This is a genomic window from Nocardia sp. NPDC006630, from assembly GCF_040611495.1.
In the GTDB taxonomy this organism is placed as follows: domain Bacteria; phylum Actinomycetota; class Actinomycetes; order Mycobacteriales; family Mycobacteriaceae; genus Nocardia.
Genome location: NZ_JBEXOK010000002.1, coordinates 127,662 through 147,219 on the forward strand (window position 1 = coordinate 127,662; position 19,558 = coordinate 147,219).

At 65.7% G+C, this 19,558-nt stretch carries 19 protein-coding genes; 10 read left to right on the forward strand and 9 right to left on the reverse strand.

Annotated elements, in window-relative coordinates; genetic code table 11:
* Positions 1 to 92: 92 nt before the first annotated feature.
* Positions 93 to 329 carry a preprotein translocase subunit SecG gene (gene secG, locus ABZX86_RS04880; protein ID WP_297626023.1) on the reverse strand — a complete coding sequence of 79 codons (237 nt, stop codon included), beginning with the start codon at positions 327 to 329 and terminating at the stop codon, positions 93 to 95.
* A gap of 202 nt (positions 330 to 531) precedes the next feature.
* On the opposite strand from secG, the gene ABZX86_RS04885 reads away from it, so the two are divergent.
* Positions 532 to 849, forward strand: coding sequence for a DUF222 domain-containing protein (locus tag ABZX86_RS04885; protein ID WP_355120125.1), 318 nt, complete (start codon positions 532 to 534; stop codon positions 847 to 849).
* Positions 850 to 1,123: 274 nt separating this feature from the next.
* Here ABZX86_RS04885 and ABZX86_RS04890 read toward each other — a convergent pair whose 3' ends face one another.
* The gene (locus tag ABZX86_RS04890) at positions 1,124 to 1,597 is read right to left on the reverse strand and encodes an HIT domain-containing protein (RefSeq protein ID WP_355120127.1); all 474 of its coding nucleotides are present in this window, start codon (positions 1,595 to 1,597) and stop codon (positions 1,124 to 1,126) included.
* A 231-nt stretch (positions 1,598 to 1,828) separates the two neighbouring features.
* Between ABZX86_RS04890 and ABZX86_RS04895 the strand changes: the two genes are divergently transcribed.
* Positions 1,829 to 2,545, forward strand: coding sequence for a hypothetical protein (locus ABZX86_RS04895; protein WP_355120129.1), 717 nt, complete (start codon positions 1,829 to 1,831; stop codon positions 2,543 to 2,545).
* A gap of 137 nt (positions 2,546 to 2,682) precedes the next feature.
* Here ABZX86_RS04895 and ABZX86_RS04900 read toward each other — a convergent pair whose 3' ends face one another.
* The gene (locus ABZX86_RS04900) at positions 2,683 to 2,967 is read right to left on the reverse strand and encodes a hypothetical protein (RefSeq protein ID WP_355120131.1); all 285 of its coding nucleotides are present in this window, start codon (positions 2,965 to 2,967) and stop codon (positions 2,683 to 2,685) included.
* A 346-nt stretch (positions 2,968 to 3,313) separates the two neighbouring features.
* Between ABZX86_RS04900 and ABZX86_RS04905 the strand changes: the two genes are divergently transcribed.
* Entirely contained in the window at positions 3,314 to 4,435 is a 1,122-nt protein-coding gene (locus tag ABZX86_RS04905; RefSeq protein WP_355120133.1) for an epoxide hydrolase, read from the forward strand.
* A 346-nt stretch (positions 4,436 to 4,781) separates the two neighbouring features.
* Here ABZX86_RS04905 and ABZX86_RS04910 read toward each other — a convergent pair whose 3' ends face one another.
* On the reverse strand, positions 4,782 to 5,735 hold the full coding sequence (locus ABZX86_RS04910) for a helix-turn-helix transcriptional regulator (RefSeq protein WP_355121258.1): 954 nt from the start codon (positions 5,733 to 5,735) through the stop codon (positions 4,782 to 4,784).
* On the reverse strand, positions 5,617 to 6,150 hold the full coding sequence (locus ABZX86_RS04915) for a DUF6879 family protein (protein WP_355120135.1): 534 nt from the start codon (positions 6,148 to 6,150) through the stop codon (positions 5,617 to 5,619). The genes ABZX86_RS04910 and ABZX86_RS04915 overlap by 119 nt, the downstream gene beginning before the upstream one ends.
* A gap of 921 nt (positions 6,151 to 7,071) precedes the next feature.
* Here ABZX86_RS04915 and ABZX86_RS04920 point away from each other — a divergent pair.
* Positions 7,072 to 7,632, forward strand: coding sequence for a dihydrofolate reductase family protein (locus ABZX86_RS04920; protein WP_355120137.1), 561 nt, complete (start codon positions 7,072 to 7,074; stop codon positions 7,630 to 7,632).
* On the opposite strand, the gene ABZX86_RS04925 is transcribed toward ABZX86_RS04920, so the two are convergent.
* Entirely contained in the window at positions 7,608 to 8,396 is a 789-nt protein-coding gene (locus tag ABZX86_RS04925) for a CPBP family intramembrane glutamic endopeptidase (protein ID WP_355120139.1), read from the reverse strand. The genes ABZX86_RS04920 and ABZX86_RS04925 overlap by 25 nt on opposite strands.
* 209 nt (positions 8,397 to 8,605) lie before the next feature.
* Here ABZX86_RS04925 and ABZX86_RS04930 point away from each other — a divergent pair, with 209 nt between their 5' ends.
* Together ABZX86_RS04930 and ABZX86_RS04935 are read left to right on the forward strand one after the other, a co-directional pair.
* On the forward strand, positions 8,606 to 9,853 hold the full coding sequence (locus tag ABZX86_RS04930) for a sensor domain-containing protein (RefSeq protein ID WP_355120141.1): 1,248 nt from the start codon (positions 8,606 to 8,608) through the stop codon (positions 9,851 to 9,853).
* Positions 9,854 to 9,864: 11 nt separating this feature from the next.
* A complete protein-coding gene (locus ABZX86_RS04935; protein WP_355120143.1) occupies positions 9,865 to 10,509 on the forward strand; it encodes a response regulator transcription factor in 645 nt (214 codons plus the stop codon).
* A 7-nt stretch (positions 10,510 to 10,516) separates the two neighbouring features.
* Here ABZX86_RS04935 and ABZX86_RS04940 read toward each other — a convergent pair whose 3' ends face one another.
* Both ABZX86_RS04940 and ABZX86_RS04945 read right to left on the reverse strand, forming a co-directional pair.
* On the reverse strand, positions 10,517 to 12,121 hold the full coding sequence (locus ABZX86_RS04940; protein WP_355120145.1) for an MFS transporter: 1,605 nt from the start codon (positions 12,119 to 12,121) through the stop codon (positions 10,517 to 10,519).
* A 61-nt stretch (positions 12,122 to 12,182) separates the two neighbouring features.
* Positions 12,183 to 12,818: a TetR/AcrR family transcriptional regulator gene (locus ABZX86_RS04945; RefSeq protein ID WP_355120147.1), complete on the reverse strand. Its 636-nt coding sequence runs from the start codon at positions 12,816 to 12,818 to the stop codon at positions 12,183 to 12,185.
* A gap of 173 nt (positions 12,819 to 12,991) precedes the next feature.
* Here ABZX86_RS04945 and ABZX86_RS04950 point away from each other — a divergent pair, with 173 nt between their 5' ends.
* The 4 genes from ABZX86_RS04950 (at position 12,992) to ABZX86_RS04965 (ending at position 18,947) form a co-directional block, all read left to right on the forward strand.
* Positions 12,992 to 14,395, forward strand: a complete 1,404-nt coding sequence (locus ABZX86_RS04950) for a lipase family protein (RefSeq protein WP_355120149.1) — start codon at positions 12,992 to 12,994, stop codon at positions 14,393 to 14,395.
* Between the two features lie 19 nt (positions 14,396 to 14,414).
* Entirely contained in the window at positions 14,415 to 15,203 is a 789-nt protein-coding gene (locus ABZX86_RS04955) for an META domain-containing protein (RefSeq protein ID WP_355120151.1), read from the forward strand.
* A gap of 359 nt (positions 15,204 to 15,562) precedes the next feature.
* Complete coding sequence (locus tag ABZX86_RS04960; protein WP_355121260.1) at positions 15,563 to 17,692, forward strand: thiamine pyrophosphate-dependent enzyme; 2,130 nt, start codon at positions 15,563 to 15,565, stop codon at positions 17,690 to 17,692.
* A 289-nt stretch (positions 17,693 to 17,981) separates the two neighbouring features.
* Complete coding sequence (locus tag ABZX86_RS04965; protein WP_355120153.1) at positions 17,982 to 18,947, forward strand: M56 family metallopeptidase; 966 nt, start codon at positions 17,982 to 17,984, stop codon at positions 18,945 to 18,947.
* Positions 18,948 to 19,145: 198 nt separating this feature from the next.
* Here the strand turns inward: ABZX86_RS04965 and ABZX86_RS04970 are convergent, their stop codons facing one another.
* Positions 19,146 to 19,520 (reverse strand): BlaI/MecI/CopY family transcriptional regulator, encoded by a 375-nt coding sequence (locus ABZX86_RS04970; RefSeq protein ID WP_355120155.1) that lies wholly within the window; start codon positions 19,518 to 19,520, stop codon positions 19,146 to 19,148.
* Between the last annotated feature and the right edge of the window lie 38 nt (positions 19,521 to 19,558).

The window sequence follows — 19,558 nt, forward strand, 5'->3', positions numbered from 1 at the left end:
GGCGCCTCCACCGGCCGGGGTTCGCGCACCACGGTGCCGCGCCGCCGGCCCCGCCACCAGAGCACGGTGACCGGCGACTTGTCAGGTATCGACTAGGAGGAGAACTTGATTTCGAGTCCGATACCGAGGATCGAGATCAGCCAGATCACCCCGAGGAAGATGGTGATCCGATCCAGGTTCTTCTCGACGACGGTGGATCCCGACAGGCTGGACTGCACACCGCCACCGAACAGGCTCGACAGACCCCCGCCCTTGGCGCGGTGCAGCAGCACCAGCAGCACCAGCAGCACGCTGGTGATGATCAGGAGGATATCGAGGAACATGCGCATGCGGGCCATTGTATGCGGTCGTCAGAGGCATGATCGCATACACCCTGGTGCCGGCCGCGCCTTATCGGCAACGTCCTCGGCACACCTTCGTATCCTGCGATCTCCCGCGAAGAGTGGCACCAGGTTCGACACGGCAGAACCTCAATATTTCACAACCCCGATAATCGAACATATGTTCGACCCCTGCGGTATGCTGGCTCGCGTGACCATACATTCGACCGCGCTGGCGCCGAGCGCTCCAGCAGCAGAATGGCCGGAACTGGCCGATGTCGACTTGCTGCGCACCCTCGTAGAAACCGAACGCCGCCGGAGGCGACTCGACGCTGCCATGCGCGCGGCCGTCGCCGAAGCCGAGCGTCGCGGCCTCGCCGCAGACACCGGCTACCGGGACACCACCGAGCTATTGAGCGATCTGCTGCGAATCAGTACCCACGAAGCACGCCGGCGAATCGAATACGCAGCTCCGCAGCCCCGCTCACGCTCCAGAAAGGTATGGAGGGCACTGGCGGCAGCAAGCTGAGCCGAACCCAGCCGCCTCGACCGCCACCCGGAGCGCCGCGAGGACCGTCGGCCCGTTCACCGCGCAAGCGCCGGATCGATGGCAGCGTCTGCAGTTTTCAGAGCAGCGAGCACCACAGCACATCCGCACAAGCCGCATACCGCGCTGTTCGGAACTGCCAGCGCGGCACCTCGGAAGATCAACTGGCAGCATCCATCTGGGGCCGACCGAACGCACTGATCTGCTGAGTTCAGGATGTGCAAGCAGGCGTGGCTATCACGCTGCTTTGGCGATTTCAGGCCCTGCGCGGCGAATCGAAGTAGTCACGCAGCTTATCGGTGTAGACCCACCGCTGTTCGCCGGCCGCGTATTCCGACAACGGGTCAGAACCATACAGGTTGTCACCGTGATACCGCGGGAAGACATGTACGTGGTAGTGCCAAACATCCTGGCCACCAGCAGGTTCATTGTGCTGACGTGTGGACACTCCGTCGCAACCGTAGACGGCCCGCATCGCGATGGCGATCTCACGGACCACGTCGTGTACGGCGTGCCCGTACTCCGGCGGCAGGTCGTAGAGATTCTCGTGATGAGCGTTCGAAATGACCAGCACATGTCCGTGATTGTTCGGCCACCATCGCGATGCGGTGAACGCGGTGGCGTGGTCGGTGCGCAGCACGATGTCGCGCGGACTGTCGAGCGGAGTCTCACCGCCGATGAGGAGGAAGCAGAACGGACAGTCGTAGCTATTGGGTTCATGATTGTGCACGATTGTCCAAAGTTAGTGCATCACCAGCCTTTCGACGTCACTCCGACGCTAAACGCACTGCCTCGCGGAACATCCTGTTCTGCCGCGACCCGCGCGGTTCGACGCGGCACCGCCATGCGGAAGATCACTGCCCGAGGTGAACTCGGGCCGGTGCAGTGCGCGCTCATGGCTCGATCAATCTGCCGCGGTCGCCGTGCAGCACGGGCGATTCCGGCAAGTTACGCTCGCCGGGTGGTTCGGGATTTCGTGGTGTTGCCCAAGGGTGTGGCTCGGCGGCATGCCGAGGTGGTGGTCTACGTTCGCTCGCAATACTCCTGCCCACCGACCGAGGACAACCATGTGCTGTGCATGACGGGCATGGTCGAGGGCTGGCGCAATGGCGTGAACCGGGCGAACCGTCCCGAGCTGACCGCTCACGCTTTCTTTCATGGCGACATCGTGCAGGTTCGAGTGCCCGATGAGGCCGTCGCGGGGTTCCTGCCGATCATGGAGGAAGTCATCTCGCCGGGTGCCGAACTCTACGACGTGACGTTCGAAGTCTTCGTCCGCTCGAGTTCGCGCCGGACAGTCGATGTGGACATCGGCGGGGAACATTCATTCTCCTCCGTGAGTCTGCGCGAATTGCACTACTGGGTACCGAATTTGCACAAATACGCACGAACCCCTTTCGTGATCGTCACACGACCGAACGACGACACCTCTCTGATCCAGGCCTACCGAGGCGCGGTGTTCCACAACCCCGACGACCCGATCACCTACACCCTCGAGGTCGTCCGAGACTCCGGCGCCCGCCGCTACAACGCAGACCCCAAGCTCGATGACCCCGCCCTGGTCGCCGACCTCATCTGGGACTGGGCAGAGGAACGCTGGGATCGTCTGAATGAATTGCGCTGGAGCAAATCCGATTCGAGCGACCGTACCTCCCTGGTCCAATCCCTAGACGATTGACACTCGATTACCGGTGGGCTCGGTGGGCCATTTCGATGTGACCCTCGTGCCCAATGTACTGCCGCACAATACATCCCATTCCGGCTACCTCCGCGCTGTGCAAACCGGCCCACGCAGGGAATAGCAGCTGTCGCGGATCAGATCTCAGGGTTGCGATCGATACGGTGCGACAGGCGCTCGGTGAATGTTTCCGCCCACGCAGCCGACTCGGAGTCCTCGTCGATGTCCGCCGCGCGCTTCGCTGTTTTCGTCCGGCCGAGTTCGCCTGCCCGCTTGCCGCCACCCGGGCGGGCCTGCACTGCGAAGATCCGAATACACCATGAGGCATAGGCCTCCACCGACATGCCCGCAGCGTCGGCGGCATCGATCAGTGTGCGCCAGTCTTCCTCACCAACCGTCACCACAATCTCTTTGCTCCCCATGGGAAACAACGCTAGACCCTCCACGCCGCCTCGCCTCGCCACCCCGGTGTCGAGTCCGGCTCGACTGGTCCGCGAATGGCCGGCGGGCATTGCGCACAGACCATTCCGCTGCGCCGACCTGCCGACGTCAGCGGCGATCCGGGCTGGCCGAACGCACCATATTACCGATCAGGGGGATTTATCGCCGTGATCGTTGCTGCCTTTGTCGTTGCCCCGGCGCAGGTTTCGCATGTCGAACTGGGCCGCGGGTACGTCTGCTCGGAATATTCCCGAGGCGACCATGGCTACTGTTGCGCGGGTTCAAGCATCTGATCCGGTAACGCCTTGACCAGTAAGGAGCTTTGCCATGTCCGCCGAGCCATTCGAGGTCAGCATCACCGAAGCCGAGATCGCGGACCTGCGTGAACGATTGCGACGGACGCGGTGGCCCGAGCCCGAGCCGGTGGTCGACTGGTCACAGGGTGTGCCGCTGGCGTATGCGCAGGAGCTGTGCCACAGCTGGGCCGAGGACTACGACTTCGGGTTCGCCGCGCGGCTGAACGTGTTCCCGCAGTACCGCGACACGATCGACGGGCTGGGCATCCATTTCCTGCACGTCCGCTCGCCGGAGCCGGACGCGTTCCCGCTCGTGCTCACGCACGGGTGGCCGGGTTCGGTGCTCGAGTTCCTGGAGGTCCTCGGCCCGCTGACCGACCCCCGCGCGCACGGCGGTGACCCGGCGGACGCATTCCACGTGGTCGCGCCGTCGTTGCCCGGATACGGCTGGAGTGACAAGCCGCCGATGACCGGGTGGGGTGTCGCTCGCACCGCGCGCGCCTGGGACACGCTGATGGTCTCGCTGGGTTACGAACGATACGGCGCACAGGGCGGTGACTGGGGTTCGGCGGTGTCCGGCGCGCTGGGTGAGGTGGCGCCCGAGCGGGTCGCCGGCGTGCATTTGAATTTGGGGTCCGTGGCGGCGGGCACGTTCGACGACCCGACGCCCGCGGAGCTGGCGAACCTCCAGGCCGAGAAGGAGTTCCAGCGCACCGGCCGGGGGTACTCGGCAATTCAGGCGACTCGGCCGCAGACGCTCGGCTACGGCCTCACCGACTCCCCGGCGGGGCAGGCCGCCTGGATCGCCGAGAAGTTCTGGGCGTGGACGGACAATGACGGCCATCCCGAGGACGCATTGTCGCGGCAGCAGATCCTCGACGAGATCTCGGTCTACTGGTTCACCGCGTCGGCCACGTCGTCAGCGCGCCTGTACTGGGAGAGCTTCGCCCACTTCCGGGACAAGGTGACCGCGCCCTCCGGGCTGTCGATCTACCCGCGCGACATCACCCGCCCGTCGAGGCGGGAGGCCGAGCTGCGGTTCACTGACCTGCGCTGGTTCGAGGAGTTGCCGCATGGTGGCCACTTCGCCGCGCTCGAGCAGCCGAACTCGCTGGTCGAGCAGGTGCGCGGGTTCTTCCGCCTGTTCCGCTGACTGTCCGTGCCATCCTCTGGGAAGCCCGGCGCGGCAGAAGATCAACGGGCTGAGGGCATCTCGGTCATCGGGAACGGATTGACGCTCACCAGCCTCGGGGGCGATCGGCTCTTCCGTGTCCGCGTCTGTGAACCCGTAGGCGGAGGCGACAACTCGGAAGCTCGTCGCGAGAACCAGGAGCACCCGATTCCTGGACTGGTCACTGATCTCGAGCTGTGCCGACACGCTTGCCATTGTGAAACACCGCAACTCGCGTGGAGATCGAATCAGCGATACGCCCGGCGCGCTGCGGCATTACGCTCACCAGCCGAGAAGTCAACTGTCCGACACGAACGTAGTCAGTGGGTCATTGGACAAGCTCGGCAAGCACTTCGAGAATCAGACTTCGTGCATCGCGCCCGTAGACCGCCGACTTTTTCAGTACTTCGAACATGCGCGCGTACATCTCACATTCCGCCGGTTGTGTGACCTGGATACTCGCGGTGGGTGTTTCGAGCGCAACCAATTCGTTGTCGAAGATCCAGAACCCGGCGGAAGCGACGGCCTCACGTTCGGTCATGAGCGGGATGATGCCGACCGAGATATTGGGAAACGACATCAGCTCCAGGAGGTGCCCGAGCTGCCCTGACTGGATGCGCGCGTCACCGAACCAGGTTCGCAATGCCTGTTCTTCGAGCACAACCACGAACCGTTTCCCGCCACGCTCGAGGATGCGCTGACGTTCCATCCGGACGGCAACAGCCTCGTCCACGTCGTTCGGGGCGCCCAGGAAACGGATCCAAAACGACAGCATCGCAGCCGAATACTCCGCGGTTTGGAACAGACCGGGGATGACATTGTGCTCGTAGATCCGGAACACCCGAGTCTGCTCGTACTGCTGCTGCGTGTGTGCGCCGAGCACGCGCTTCAATCCGGCACGGCTTTGCCGCCGGAACTCGAGATATGCCGAATCAACAGCTCGCAGAGTCGCAATCAGGTCCGCGACCTGATGCTCCGCACCACAGACCCGGCACCACTCACGGATATCCTGATCGGTGGGTGACTGGGTACCGTTCTCGATCTTCGATACCCGCGTGTAGTGCTGCCCGGTCGCGGCGGCCATGTGACGTGCGGTCAGGCCGGCGTCTCGGCGTACATCACGCAGCCGGGACCCGAGTGCTCGTCGCGCTTCCCGCGCGGAACTAGACGGGCTTGTATTCACTGTGCGGAATCGCCAGCGCCCACACCGCCTCGAATGCGTTGCGGCACAGCTGAATATCACCAGGAATGGTCGATGTTGTCTTGCCGGTGCCCAACCCATCTCCAGCGTAGTGCAGGAACACGACCAGCTTGTCGTCGAGGAGGTAGAAGTCGTTGCCCGGCAAAGCAATCGATGACACCAGGCGCCTCGGAATCCACCGGATGTCTTCGCCCGCATCGACCATCGGCCCGGCGATGCTGTAGGACCAGCGCTGATAATCACTCAGCGGTTCGGAAACGACGCGAGCCCGCCGCACCGATCGTCCCGCCGCGGCATGTTCCCGCAATGTTACGCACCAGCCCTGCAACCATTCGAGGTCGTCCGGTTCACCGGCAGCCCACTGAGCCATGTGCGGCAGTTCGGTTGCCGTGCCGTACGCATCCCGAGTCTCCAAGTGGATCGCGGAATGTTCGAAATCGGTTAGCAGCTGGTCGAACTCACTGTCACTTATCTGAGCCACTGTCCCCCTGCTCAAAGAAAGGAACCAATCGGTCGGGGATCTCTACGCACGACTCGCCTTCAGGAATGTTCATCTGTGCGAGCGCTTCCGGATCGGTGACCAACCAGCCCTGGACTACCCATGAGCCTCGATCGGTGCGATACAGCGTCGGTGAACCCGTCGGGTTCGAACCCGGGTCTTTAGCAATGAACTTCAGGAGCATGTCATCCCCCTGGTGCAAAGTTGCGACTAGTTGCACCATCGTCTCCCCTGACCGATGAGACCGTCAAGAGCAGCCCACCTAAGGCATGAATTTCTATGCCTCGCAACAATTCGCAACAACCTTCCATCATCGTGGCACCCCTCCTTAACGTTCCTGACAGGCGCTCGGGACCGGTACACGCCGCCTCGGTAGCGAGTTGCCCGTCATCACGACGGCGAAGGCGGCGAGCACAGCGAGGGGCGACCATGGCATTGTCCGAACCACAGGCGAAAGTTCTTGGCGCACTGGCGAATCCTGATGTTTCTCGAACAATGACAGTGCATCAGCTGGCCGAGGCGACCACCCTCAGTGAGCAATGCGTTCGGCGGGCACTGTTGCGACTCAGTCGCTCCGGGCTGGCTGCCGGCACGAAACAGAGTCCGTCGCGTTGGCGGCGGACCGATCGCGGGCGACTGGCGGTCACCAAATCCGGATACAGCGACTACATCACGAGGGCTGCGGGATGAGCCGGCCGGACGCGATCGGAGACTTGCGCAGCGATCGCTATACCAACGGGCGTATCGGATATCGACACGACGCCACCGGTATTCACCCGATCGGCGAGGACGGGTGGCCTCTGACCGACGGAGAGATTCGGGAGTGCGACGGGGAGGTGTGGGGCGCACCGATGAATTTCGGGTGGATCGGCCGTCGATAACTCTGAACCGCTGCCCGGAACTGATGGAGGAAAACGAATGCGCAAGTTGATCTTGGGGTTCTATGTCTCGCTCGACGGTAAGAGCGCTGATGGGGACAACGGAATCCGCGACGTGATGATGAGCATCGACGACGCGGAGCAGGAGGAGTACTTCGTCAGTCGGCTGTGGGAAGCCGGGGCCTTCCTCATGGGCCGCAACTCCTACGAGATCATGGCCGGATTCTGGCCCGGCTCCGACCATCCGTCGGCGAAGGCGATGAACGAGATCCCCAAGGTCGTGTTCTCTCGCACGCTGAAATCGGCCGACAGCTGGCCCGAGACTCGGATCGCCAGTGGTGACACGGCGGAAGAGATCGCCAAGCTCAAGGCCGAGCCGGGCAAGGATCTCGTCGCCGCCGGCGGCACCGCCTTCATGCACTCGCTGATCAAACTCGGTGTGGTCGACGAGTACCGCCTGTGGGTGCTGCCCGCCGTCACCGGCAAGGGCGCACCCCTGTTCCCGGAGCTGGACCAGGCGCTGAACCTCCGCCTGGTGAAAAGCACCGCGTTTCCCTCCGGAATTCTCGAGCTGGTTTACGCGCCGGCCGACAAAGGCTGAGGCCCTGGGGCTTTGCCGCGGACGAAGAACACCGCGACGACGCCGAAGACGATCAGTAGCAAGGTCGCGAATGCCGCGATCACGGAGGCACTCCCACCGCCGGAGTCGCCGACCGCTTTGTCGAGTCCACCGGTGGACAGGAAGGTGGTCGGGTCGGTGCAGGCGTGCAGCGTGATCGCGGCCCAGATCGTGCCGGTCACCCGCATGGTCAGGTACATGCACATGCCGAAGCCGAAGGTGTAGACGACGGTCGCGGCCACCGTGCTCAGTTCCATTCCGGAGATGAGGTTCACGGTATGCATCAGCGCGAAAACCAGCGAAGAGACCACGGCAACGAACCGTTCGCCATGGCCGGCGTCGCGCAGAATCTGGACCGTCAGTCCTCGGGTGGCCAGCTCCTCCGCCACACCGACACAGAGGCCGAGCACCAGCATCGCCACGATCTGCGCAGCGGTCCAGGAACTCCACTCCGTGCCCGCCACATGCCCGATGATCGCGATCAGCACCAGCGCCGGGCCGATCCACATCCAGCCGCGACCGCGCACGGGCTGCGGTCCGAAGATCGCTGCGAGCTTGCCCAGTCGGGCGGTCACGGTCACCAGGGCAAGGGCGCCGATAGCGATCGGCAGGACGAGCCCGAACCAGATGCTGGGCGCGGTGGCCACCACATTGTCTTTGTCGATCCGGTCGCCGAAGAGCCACGACGTCAGTTGCCCCACCAGCAGGTAGAACACCAGGTACGCCACGATCAGCGCGAGGGCCATCCACACGGAGGGGCGTCTCCACCCCTTCGATTCTTTGCCTGTGCTTATCACCGACTGATCGTAAGCAACACACTCGCAACCTGCCTACAATCGCCGCGGGCCTGCCCGGATCGCTGGACGACCGAGCCGAGGGGTGGGGGTAGCACCACTGCGGGCCTACCTGGTCCCCGGTTGGAGTGCCGGGTAGTGGAACCAGGAGGGTAGTCCTCATGTTCGATATCGCACAGGCACGGCGGGATCTGGCCTACCTGCTTCCCGGCATCCTCGTCGGACTCGCCAGTTTCATCACGCTGATCTGCGGTTTCCTGTTCGGCACCGCGACACTGGTGGTGTGGGTGGGCGTGCCTGTGCTGATCGCCACGCTGGGAGCGGCCCGCATGTTCGCCGCACTCGAGCGACGGCGAGTGGCGGCGGTGCTCGGGCACGAACTGCCTGCGGCCTATTACGCCGTCGGCACCGGGAGCCGATCGCAGCGGATCTGGACGGTGCTGAAGGACCGGCAGTACTGGCGTGATCTCGCACACGGGATCCTCGCCATGCCGGTGTGGCTGTTCACCTGGGGCATCACCGTGATCTGGGTGTGTGCGGCGGTGGTGGGGACGCTGTATCCGCTCTTCGGCTGGCTGACTCCGGACTATCCGGACTCCCAGGGCCTGGCCGACCTGCTGGGCCTGCACGGTCTGGCTCCCAATATCATCGTGAATACGCTTCTGGGACTTGCATTTGCGGCCACGACTCCCCCGGTTCTGCGTGGTCTCGCGATTGTCCAGACGGGTGTGGCCCGCGCACTGCTGACCGATGAGAAGGCCGCACTGCGCGCCAGAACCGAGCAGCTCACCGTGAGCCGCAGCGCCGCGGTGCAGGCGGAGGCGCAGACGCTGCGCCGGGTGGAACGCGATATTCACGACGGACCGCAGCAGCGGCTGGTCCGGCTGACCATGGATCTCGAGGCGGCGCGCCGGCGCATGAACGACAATCCCGATGCCGCAAGGACATTGGTCGATGAAGCGCTCGAGCAGAGCCGCGAGGCCTTGAACGAATTGCGGGCGGTATCGCGCGGTATCGCACCGCCGATCCTGATCGATCGCGGTCTCCCCGCCGCACTCGCCGCCGCCGCGAGCCGCTGCCCGGTCGAGACCACGCTCGAATGCGATCTGCCCGAGGACCGGCGACTGGCCGAATCCGTCGAGAACGCAGCCTATTTCGTCGTCAGCGAAGCCCTGACCAATGTCGCCAAGCACTCTCGGGCCGGCAGCTGTGTGGTGACGGTGACCACCGATGCGACCAGCCTGTGGCTGCGGGTGACCGATGACGGAGTGGGCGGCGCGCATATCGGGAAGGGGCATGGGCTGGCCGGTCTGGCCGACCGGCTCGCCGGTGTGGACGGGCGGCTCGACGTGCACAGTCCGCCGGGTGGTCCGACCGTGCTGACCGCCGAGATACTGCTCCCCCGTTAGGCTCACCGCTCATGCGAGTAGTTCTGGCAGAGGATTCGGTACTGCTGCGAGAGGGTCTGGTGCGGCTGCTCGAGGAAGCGGGCGCGACCGTCCTGGCGGCGGTCGGCGATGGTGAGGCCCTGGTGCGGGCGGTGGTCGAGCACCGGCCCGATATCGCGGTCACCGATGTGCGCATGCCGCCGTCGTTCGGCACCGAGGGGCTGCGCGCGGCACTCGAGGCGCGGCGTCTGGTGCCGGGCACGGCGGTGCTGGTGCTGTCCCAGTACGTCGAGCAGAGCTATGCCTCCGATCTGCTCGCCGAGGCGGGACTCGGCGGTGTCGGCTATCTGCTCAAGGACCGAATCTCCAAGCTGGAGGAGCTGTCCGACGCCTTGCGCCGCGTGACCGAGGGCGGCACCGTGCTCGATCCCGAGGTGGTCGCCGGGCTGTTCGCGCGCAGGCGCAGCGGACCCCTCGACGAACTGACCCCGCGCGAACGGGAGGTGCTCGGGCTGATGGCTGAGGGGCGCACCAATCGGGCGATCAGCAAGCAGTTGGTCATTACCGAGGGAGCGGTGGAGAAGCACATCTCCTCGATCTTCGCCAAGCTGAACCTGCCGCCGTCCGACGATGATCACCGCCGCGTCCTGGCCGTGCTGACCTGGCTGCAGTCGTAACCGCCTGCTACCTCGGCTCGTCCACCGCGATCAGATGACTGATCTCCGGTTCACCGACGGTGTACTGGGCCATGTCCTGCTCATTGCGCTGATCCTGCGCGGTGAGCCGGACCTGATGCTGGTGCATGTGCTCGGCCCAGGACCGCACGACGAACGCCTCCACAAAGCGGTCGGCCACACCCACATCGCGGTAGACCCGCCACTCCATGGCGCCGGTGCGCTGGCGCGAGCGTCCCACCCGGGCCATGGCGGTGAGGAAGCGGTCGACCAATTCGTCCGGGACGGTATAGCTCTGGAGGATCAGCACCGGACCGTCGGCCGGATCGGGTTCGCAGAGGACGTAGGGCTCCGGCCAGAAGGCGGTCGGAGTCAGATCGAATCCGGTCGCATCCTGATTGACCGGCCACCACAGCGTGCTCACCGCGCACACCGCGAGCAGGACGGCCGACAGCAGCAGCGCGAACACCACACCCATCCCGCCGGCGATCGAACCCCACACCAGCGAACCGATCGCCTGCCCGCCCATGAACACCAGCGTGTAGACCGACATCCCGCGCGCCCGCACCCAGGCCGGAAACATCAGCAGCATGGTCGAATTCAGCGTCGACATGGCCAGCGGCCAGCCGATGCCGGCGATCAGCAGGGCGATCAGGACCAGGGGCAATTGCTGGACCAGTGTCGAAACCATGGTCGCGACACCGAACAGCACTGCGGAGAGTGTGAGCATGCGGGTGGCGGTGAGCCGGCGGCGCAGCGCGGCGAAGGAGAGCCCGCCGATCACGGCTCCCACGCCGAGCGCACCGAGCATCAGGCCGTATCCGGAGGACCCCAGCCCCAACCGCTCCCGCGCCACGATCGGCAGCAGCGCCCACAGCGCGCTGGCCGGAATGATGAACAGCACGGCCCGCAGGAGCACCCGGCGAATCGCGGGCCCCGACCGGACGTACCGCATCCCGGCCTGCAGTGCCGCCAGCGGACGCTCGAGCGGCAGTGCCGACTCCCGAATCGGCCGTCGCCACCAGATCAGCACCACGACAATGCCGATGAACGACACGGCATTGAACCCGAACACGAATGTCGGCCCCGCCAGCGAGACGAGCACACCGGCAATCGCGGGCCCGATCGCACGAGCACCGTTGACACTCAACCCATTCAGCGCCGATGCCGCCGGAATCTGTTCACGCGGAACCAGTTCCGGCTGAATCGCCTGCCAGGTCGGCATGGTCAGCGCCTGCCCGCACCCCATCGCGAACAGCAGCGCCAGCAGCACCGCCGGTGTCGTGTGCCCCACCGCCGTCGTCACCGCGAGCAGCAGCGCGATCAATGCCATCGCCGACTGCGCACCGATCAGCAACCGCCGCCGATCGATGAGATCCGCCAGCACCCCGGCCGGAATCACCAGCAAAACCACCGGCAAAGTGGTCGCGGTCTGCACCAGCGACACGAGCAGCGCCGCATGGGGCTGATCAACCAGCAGCCACTGCGCCCCCACCGTCTGCATCCAGGTGCCCAGATTCGACACCAACTGCGCCACCCACAGCGCCCGATACACCTTCGACGCAAACGGCGCCCACGCCGACACAGGCCCAGCCTCGATCCGGACATCACTCACATTCGCACCCTATGCGTGCCCACCCCTTCCACCCACAGGCCACGCGGTAGGTCTTCGCGCCTCAGGCGCCGTCGGATGCGGAGGGTGTGCGCGCCGCGTAGGTGGCCAGGAGGTCTTCGACCAGGGAGAGGATGGCGGTGTCCAGGTCGGGGCGGGGGTAGACGCCGCGGACTACGGCTTCGCCGGAGAAGAGGTGCAGCATCATAAAGAACAGGGGTTCGCGGATGTCGCTGGGGAAGGCGTCGAAGAGGCCGGTCTGGTTGAGGGTGGCGATCATTTCGCGGTAGTAGCGGTCGGCGATGGGGGCGATGCGTTCGCGGAGTTCGGCATCGGAGCGGGCGGCCAGGTAGATCTCGCGGAGGGCGTGGGTGAGGTTGGAGGATTGGGCGGCGCGCAGGAAGCGCAGCGCGGTGTCGAGGGCATTGTCTTGTGCGCCAAGGTGTTCCATGGTGGCGCGGTAGCCGTCGAGTTGGCGGGTGAAGGCCGCCTCGGCGGTGCGGACGATGACGTCGAGGCGGGTGTCGAACTGACGGAACATGGCGCCCGCGGAAAGTCCTGCACGACCGCAGATCTCCTGCACGGTGGCGCGCTGATACCCGACCTCGCCGATGGCGTCGATGGTGGCGTCGACCAGTTTGCTCACCGTGGCGGCCCGGCGCTCCTGTTGGGTGCGGCGCGGGCGCGAAACTTCACTCACGTCGCACCATCCTGCCGTGTCCGGCGGCCCTGACGAACCAGTCGGCCGACGTGACCGTTGACACATTCCATGCCTGCATCATAGGGTCGCGGTGCAACTTAGAAACCAAGCGCTCTCTAACTTTGCAGGGGAATGAGCGCTCCGCCGCCTCGGGCGGCACGGAGGAGTTCGATATGACAGCGGGGACCCGGACGATAACTCAGGCATGCCTGGCGGTGGCGGCGGGATTGACGGTGAGTATCTGCCCGGTGGTAACGAATACGGCTGTGGCGCAACCCGTTTCCGTGGAACCGGCGCTGCCGTTCCCGATTCCGCCCGCACCGCCGTACCTGGACGCCAACTTCTACCAACCGGATCCGGCCCGGGTAGCGGCCGCGCAACCCGGCGAGATTCTGTCGGCCCGGCAGGTGAATCTCGCCAATCTGTGGCTGATTCCGCTGAATGTGAATGCCTGGCAGCTGTCGTACCGCAGCACCAATACCCACGGCGAGGCGATCGCGGCCGTGGCGACCGTCATCGTCCCGCATGCCGCGCCGCCCAGCGGACAGCGCGGTCTGCTCTCCTTCCAGTTCGCCGAAGATTCGCTGTCCCAGAACTGCGCACCCTCCTACACGCTGCAGATGGGTTCGCTGCCCAATCCCCTGAACCCGGTCATCTCCGCGGAATTCGTGGAAGTGCAGGCAATGCTGCAGCGCGGCCACGCGGTGGTGATCCCGGACCATCAGGGCCCCAACGCGGCCTATGCGGTCGGACCGCTGGGCGGGCGCATCACCCTCGACGGCATTCGCGCCGCGGAGAACTTCGAGCCCGCCGGGCTGCCCGGCACGGACACCCGGGTCGCACTGTGGGGCTACTCCGGCGGCGCCATCCCCACCGCACATGCCGCTGAGCTGCAACAGGAGTACGCGCCAGAGCTCAATCTCGTCGGCTCGGCAACAGGTGGCCTGATGGCCGATATCCGCATGGCGGTCGACTACAACAATGGCACCTCCACCTTCGGCGGCGCGGTGCTCGGCGGATTGTTCGGCGTGGCACGGGAATACCCGCAGGTCGCGCAGTTCATCGATCAGCATATGAACCCACTGGGCAAAGCCGTCCGACTGATGCACGAAAACCAGTGCGTGGCACTGCAATTCGCAGGCTTCCCGTTTATCAATATCAAGGGCCTGTTCGACTATCCCGGCGATCCCATGCGCTCACCCGAAATGCAGCCAGTCCTGGACGAACTGAGCCTCGGCCGGCGTGGAACCCCGAGCACTCCCCTCTACATCTATGAGGCCCCGCTAGACGAGGTGATGCCGATCAATGCCGTGAACAATCTCTACGACACCTACTGCACCGATCCGAACGCCCGCGTCTCCTACACCCGGGATCTGCTCAGCGAGCACGGCGTCGCCGCCGTCGCCGGAACCGCGAGCGCCGTGCTGTGGCTCGACGACCGACTCAATGGCGTGCCCGCCGCGAACGGCTGCCATCAGCGCGATGTGCCGACCGAAATCCTGGACCCGGGCGCACTGTCCACCTTCGTCGGCGCCATCGGCGGGACGCTCGCGTCGGCGCTCGGCATGCCGGTGTGATCACCGTACGATCGGCTACATGTCAGCAACTCACAGAGGGTGTGGCGTGCTGCTCGCCGTGACGGTCACGGCCGTCGCCGGGTGCTCCACGCAGCAGACGGCGCCCGCGCCGCAGCCCCAGGTCACGCCCATGGGCCGGTCGTTCGTCTCCACGCAGGTCAAGGGCACGGCCATCCCGGGCGGCGGTCCGCTCACGCTGAAATTCGCGGACGGCCGGGTCAGCGCAGGCGCGGGCTGCAATACCGCCACCGGACCGGTCACCCTCGACGGCAATACGCTCGAGGTCGGCCAGATGGCGACCACGCTGATGGCCTGCCCCGGCGATACCGCCGGGGCGGACGGCTGGGTGGACGGGCTGCTGCGCTCGGCCCCGAGCTGGAAGCTCGCCGGACCCGATCTGACGATCACCGGCAATGGCATCACCGTGACGCTGCAGGACCGCAAGGTCGCCCAGCCCGGCAAACCGCTCACCGAAACCACCTGGATCGTCACCGAGCTGCTGCACACCGATGCGGTGGTGCGCTCCCAAACCCTCGACGAGGTACGCCCGGCGCTCACCATCGCCCCCGACGGCACCCTGACCGGCAGCGCCGGATGCAATCAGATGAACGGCCGCGCCGAGATCGACGGCAGCGATATCAGTTTCCATGTCGCCACCACCAGAATGCTCTGCGACCCGCAGGTCATGGATGTGGAGCGGGACGTGCTGGCCGTCCTCAACGGAAAAGCCACGGCCGCTATCGATTCCGACACTCTGACGCTGCGCAATGCGGGCAGCGGTACGGGTTTGACGCTGCACGCCGAATAGCCCCACAGCACGAAAATCGTTGTCGCCGGACGGTATCCGAGAGATACCGTCCGGCGCTGCGCATCAGCCATACCTGAATGTGGTGAATGTGGAAGCCGCCTGGGTGACAATGACATTTCGGCCCCCGGCCCGATCTGCCGGCGGCGCGACCAGCCGAGGAATTCGAAGGTCCGGAGGAGACGCCTATTTCACATCTACGCTGATAGCCCGGCGTACACGACATTTGGGACAAATGGGGAGAGGTGGGTCGTATCAACGAGCGGGAGGCAGAACTAGACCAGTGGTTTCGGGCGGAAGTCGCCGCCACGAGACCCGGTGCGTCTCGCTCACCACAGGACCCGCTCACCCCCGGCGGCCCCCTGACCGGCGCCCGCTGCCTCGAACTCTTCGAGGATCAGGCGACGGCGCGGCATCTCGATCTGACGGCCCGGCGATTGACCCGAGAAGGGCAGGGCTACTACAGCATCGGATCCTCCGGCCATGAGGGCAATGTGGCGGTGGCCGCGGCGCTGCGCACCACCGATCCGGCGCTGCTGCACTATCGATCGGCTGCCTTCTTCGTCCATCGCGCCCGGCAGGTGCCCGGACTCGATCCGATCCGCGATGTCCTGCTCGGCGTCGTCGCGGCCGCCTCGGATCCGATTTCCGGTGGGCGGCACAAGGTTTTCGGCAGTAAGCCCGCCCATGTGATCCCCCAGACCTCGACCATCGCCTCCCATCTGCCGCGCGCGACGGGGCTGGCCTTCGCGATCGAGCGTGCCGGCCAGCTGCGGGTGGCCTGCGAATGGCCCGCGGATGCGGTGGTGGTGTGCAGCTTCGGCGACGCGTCCGCCAATCACTCCACCGCCGCCGGTGCGATCAATACCGCCGTGCACACCACGCACCTCGGTGTCGGCATGCCGATTCTCTACGTCTGCGAGGACAACCGGCTCGGCATCAGCGTGCCGACCCCGCGCACCTGGATCGAGCAGGCCTACGGCTCCCGGCCCGGGCTGCGCTACTTCGACGCCGACGGCGCGGAACTGCTCGAGACCCTGGAAACCGCACAGGCGGCGGTGGATTGGGTACGCACCCATCGCAAACCGGCCTTCCTGCGACTGCGGACGGTACGCCTGCTCGGGCACGCGGGATCCGATGTGGAGGCGGCCTATCGCCGGCCGGCCGAGCTGGCCACCGATCTGCGCAGCGATCCGGTGACCAGGACCGCGCGCATCCTCGTCGCGGCGGGCGTCGCCACGCCCGGTGAAATCCTCAGGCGCTACAGCGATATCGGCGCGCAGGTCGCCGCGACCGCCGAATCCGTTCTGGGCGAAGCGAAACTCACCTCGGCCGAGGCGGTCATGGCCGCGCTCGCCCCCGCACGCCCGACCGTGGTGCGCACCGATGCGATGCGCACCGCGCCCCCGCCGCCGGATCCGGAGCAACCGTGGTCCGCGTGGACCGATGCCGTCGCCCCGCCGCCGGTGGACACCGGTGATCCGATGACCTTGGCGCAGGCCGTCAATCACACGCTCGGGCAACTGCTGGCCCGCGATACCGACGTGCTCGTCTTCGGCGAGGATGTCGGGCGCAAGGGCGGCGTCTACGGCGTGACCAAGGGGTTGCAGCAGGCCTTCGGTGTGCGCCGCGTTTTCGACACCCTGCTGGACGAGCAGAGCGTGCTCGGCACCGCGCTCGGTGCGGCGCTGGCCGGATTCGTGCCGATCCCGGAGATCCAGTACCTCGCCTATGTGCACAATGCCGAGGACCAGCTGCGCGGTGAGGCGGCCACGCTCTCGTTCTTCTCCAATGGCAGCTACCGCAATCCCATGGTGGTGCGCATCGCCGGCTATGCCTATCAAAAGGGTTTCGGCGGGCACTTCCACAATGACAATTCCATTGCGGCACTGCGGGATATCCCCGGCGTGGTGATCGCGTCCCCGTCCCGCGCCGATGATGCGGCCGCCATGCTGCGCACCTGCGTCTCGGCGGCGCGGATGGACGGGCGGGTGTGCGTCTTCCTCGAACCCATCGCGCTCTATCACACCCGCGATCTGTACCGCCCCGGCGACGGCGGCTGGCTCGCCCCGGTATCCGCCGTGCGACACGCCGACATCGGGCTGGCCCGGGTGCACGGCATCGGCACCCACCTCACCATTGTGAGCTTCGCGAACGGCGTGCCGATGAGTCTGCGGGTGGCGCGGCGGCTGAGCGAACGCGGTATTCACGCCCGGGTCCTGGACCTGCGCTGGCTGGCCCCGCTGCCCGTCGAGGATCTGCTGGACAATGCGCGCGCCACCGGACGGGTGCTCATCGTGGACGAAACCCGCCGCAGCGGAGGGGTTTCCGAGGGAGTCTTCGCGGCGCTGCTCGATGCCGGATTCGACGGCCGCATCGCCCGGGTCACGAGCGAGGACAGCTTCATTCCGCTGGGACCGGCGGCGGGCACGGTGCTGCTGGACGAGGCGCGCATCGAGGCAGCGGCGGACAAACTGCTCGCCGCACCCTGAGGACGGATGGCAACGAGCGGAACAGGCCCGATGAGGGGTGGTCCCCCGTTCCGCTCGTCACCGGCGCCGGTCCGGTCGGCGCCCCTGTGCCGATGAGGGGGCGGCACAAGCTTGATCTACTATCTCCGTACGTAGATAGTAATACCGGAAGATAGCCGGTCAGCGCAATACTCAATATGACCGCGGCGCCCGCACCGACAAAGTAAGGCTCCCCTCAGGTTCGCTTCGTACACTGAGCCGGATCAAACGGGAGGAGTCACATGCGGCCGGGTGGACGGCAGGTAGGGCAATGACCGTCGCCGCATGTCTGTTGCTCTACGGATTCGCGGTCGCCGTACTGGCGCCACGACTGCTGCTGCGAGTCAGCGACGGCAGCGCGGCTCCGCATGTCGCACTGGCAGCCTGGCTGACCTCGATTGCCTCGACCGTGCTGGCGTGGGCCGTGGCGCTGGTGATTCTCATTCTCGACCTGGTGACGCACCAGGTTCGGACGGTGCCACACCGATTCATGGACACCTGCCTCGTACACCTGCACGACGCCGTCGTGGGCGATTACGGCGCACCGATCCAGGTCGGGCTCCTGCTGCTCGCCGGTTTCTCGGCGCTGGCCGCGACCACGGTGGCGGTCCGGCTCGGCAGCTCCCTGCTGCGTTCCCGGCGCATCACCCTCGAACACGGCCGCATGGCCCGCCTGGCGGGGCGGCACCACAGCGGACTCGATGCCGTCATCCTCGAGGTCGACGAGCCTGCGGCGTATTGCGTTGCGGGAAAACCACATACGGTGGTGGTCAGTCGCGGTGTGCTCGACGCACTCGGCGACGAGCATGTGGCCGCGGTACTCAGCCACGAACGCGCCCATCTGACCGGACGCCACCATCTCCTGCTGGCGGTGACCCGCGGTCTCACGGCGGTGATGCCGCGCATCGATCTGTTCGCCGTCGGAGCCGTCGAGATCGCGCGACTGCTCGAAATGATCGCCGATGACGCGGCCGCGCGAATCCACGGCCGTGCCACGGTCTTTCAGGCACTGCTGGCCCTCTCCGGCCTGTCGACCGGTCCCGCCGGGGCCCTCAGGGTGGCGGAGGAAGGACTCGCGACACGTCTACAGCGCCTGTCCGAACCCAGCGCCTCGATCGTGCGGACGCGTGCACGGCTGGCACTGACAGCCGGTGCGGCGGCGGCGATCCTGGTTCCGCTCGCCTCTGTCGTCACGGCCATCATCGCCATCACCATCTGCTCACCACTGGAAAACTGAGCTCTGGATCGCCGCGCCGAATCCGTTCGGCAGCCTATGTTTTCGACATACAGTGCTCACCTTGCGGCCACCTGATCGACACCCTCCGGAAACAATCCACTATCTCCGTACGTACTTAGTTGGTACGCTGAAGAACGAGTACGGGTTTCAGGTGACGGCAGACCAATTCGGAAGGGGCGGCACCGGTCGGTGAATCGACTAGCGAGTCTTACCCCGGGCCAGCTTGCGCAGTGCGGCGCGCAGCCCCTCGGAATCCTCCGGGCTCATCTGCTGCACAAAATGCGCGAGCACCAGATCGGAGCGGCCACCGCTGCCCAGCGCCTCACTCATGAGCCGCGCGCTGTACTCCTCGCGGCTCAGAGTCGGCCAGTAGTGGTAGGCCTTGCCGACCCGCTCGCGTTCGAGCCAGCCCTTGCGGTGCAGATTGTCCATGGTGGACATGACTGTGGTGTAGGCGATTTCGCGTTCGGTGGCAAGACCGTCGAACACCTCGCGGACCGTCGTCTTGTCGCCGTGATCCCAAATCCGTTCGATCACGACCGCTTCCAGGTCGCCGAATCCTCGCGAAGCCATTACTGACGCCTCCTCACCGCACGGCAGGGCCGTTCGCA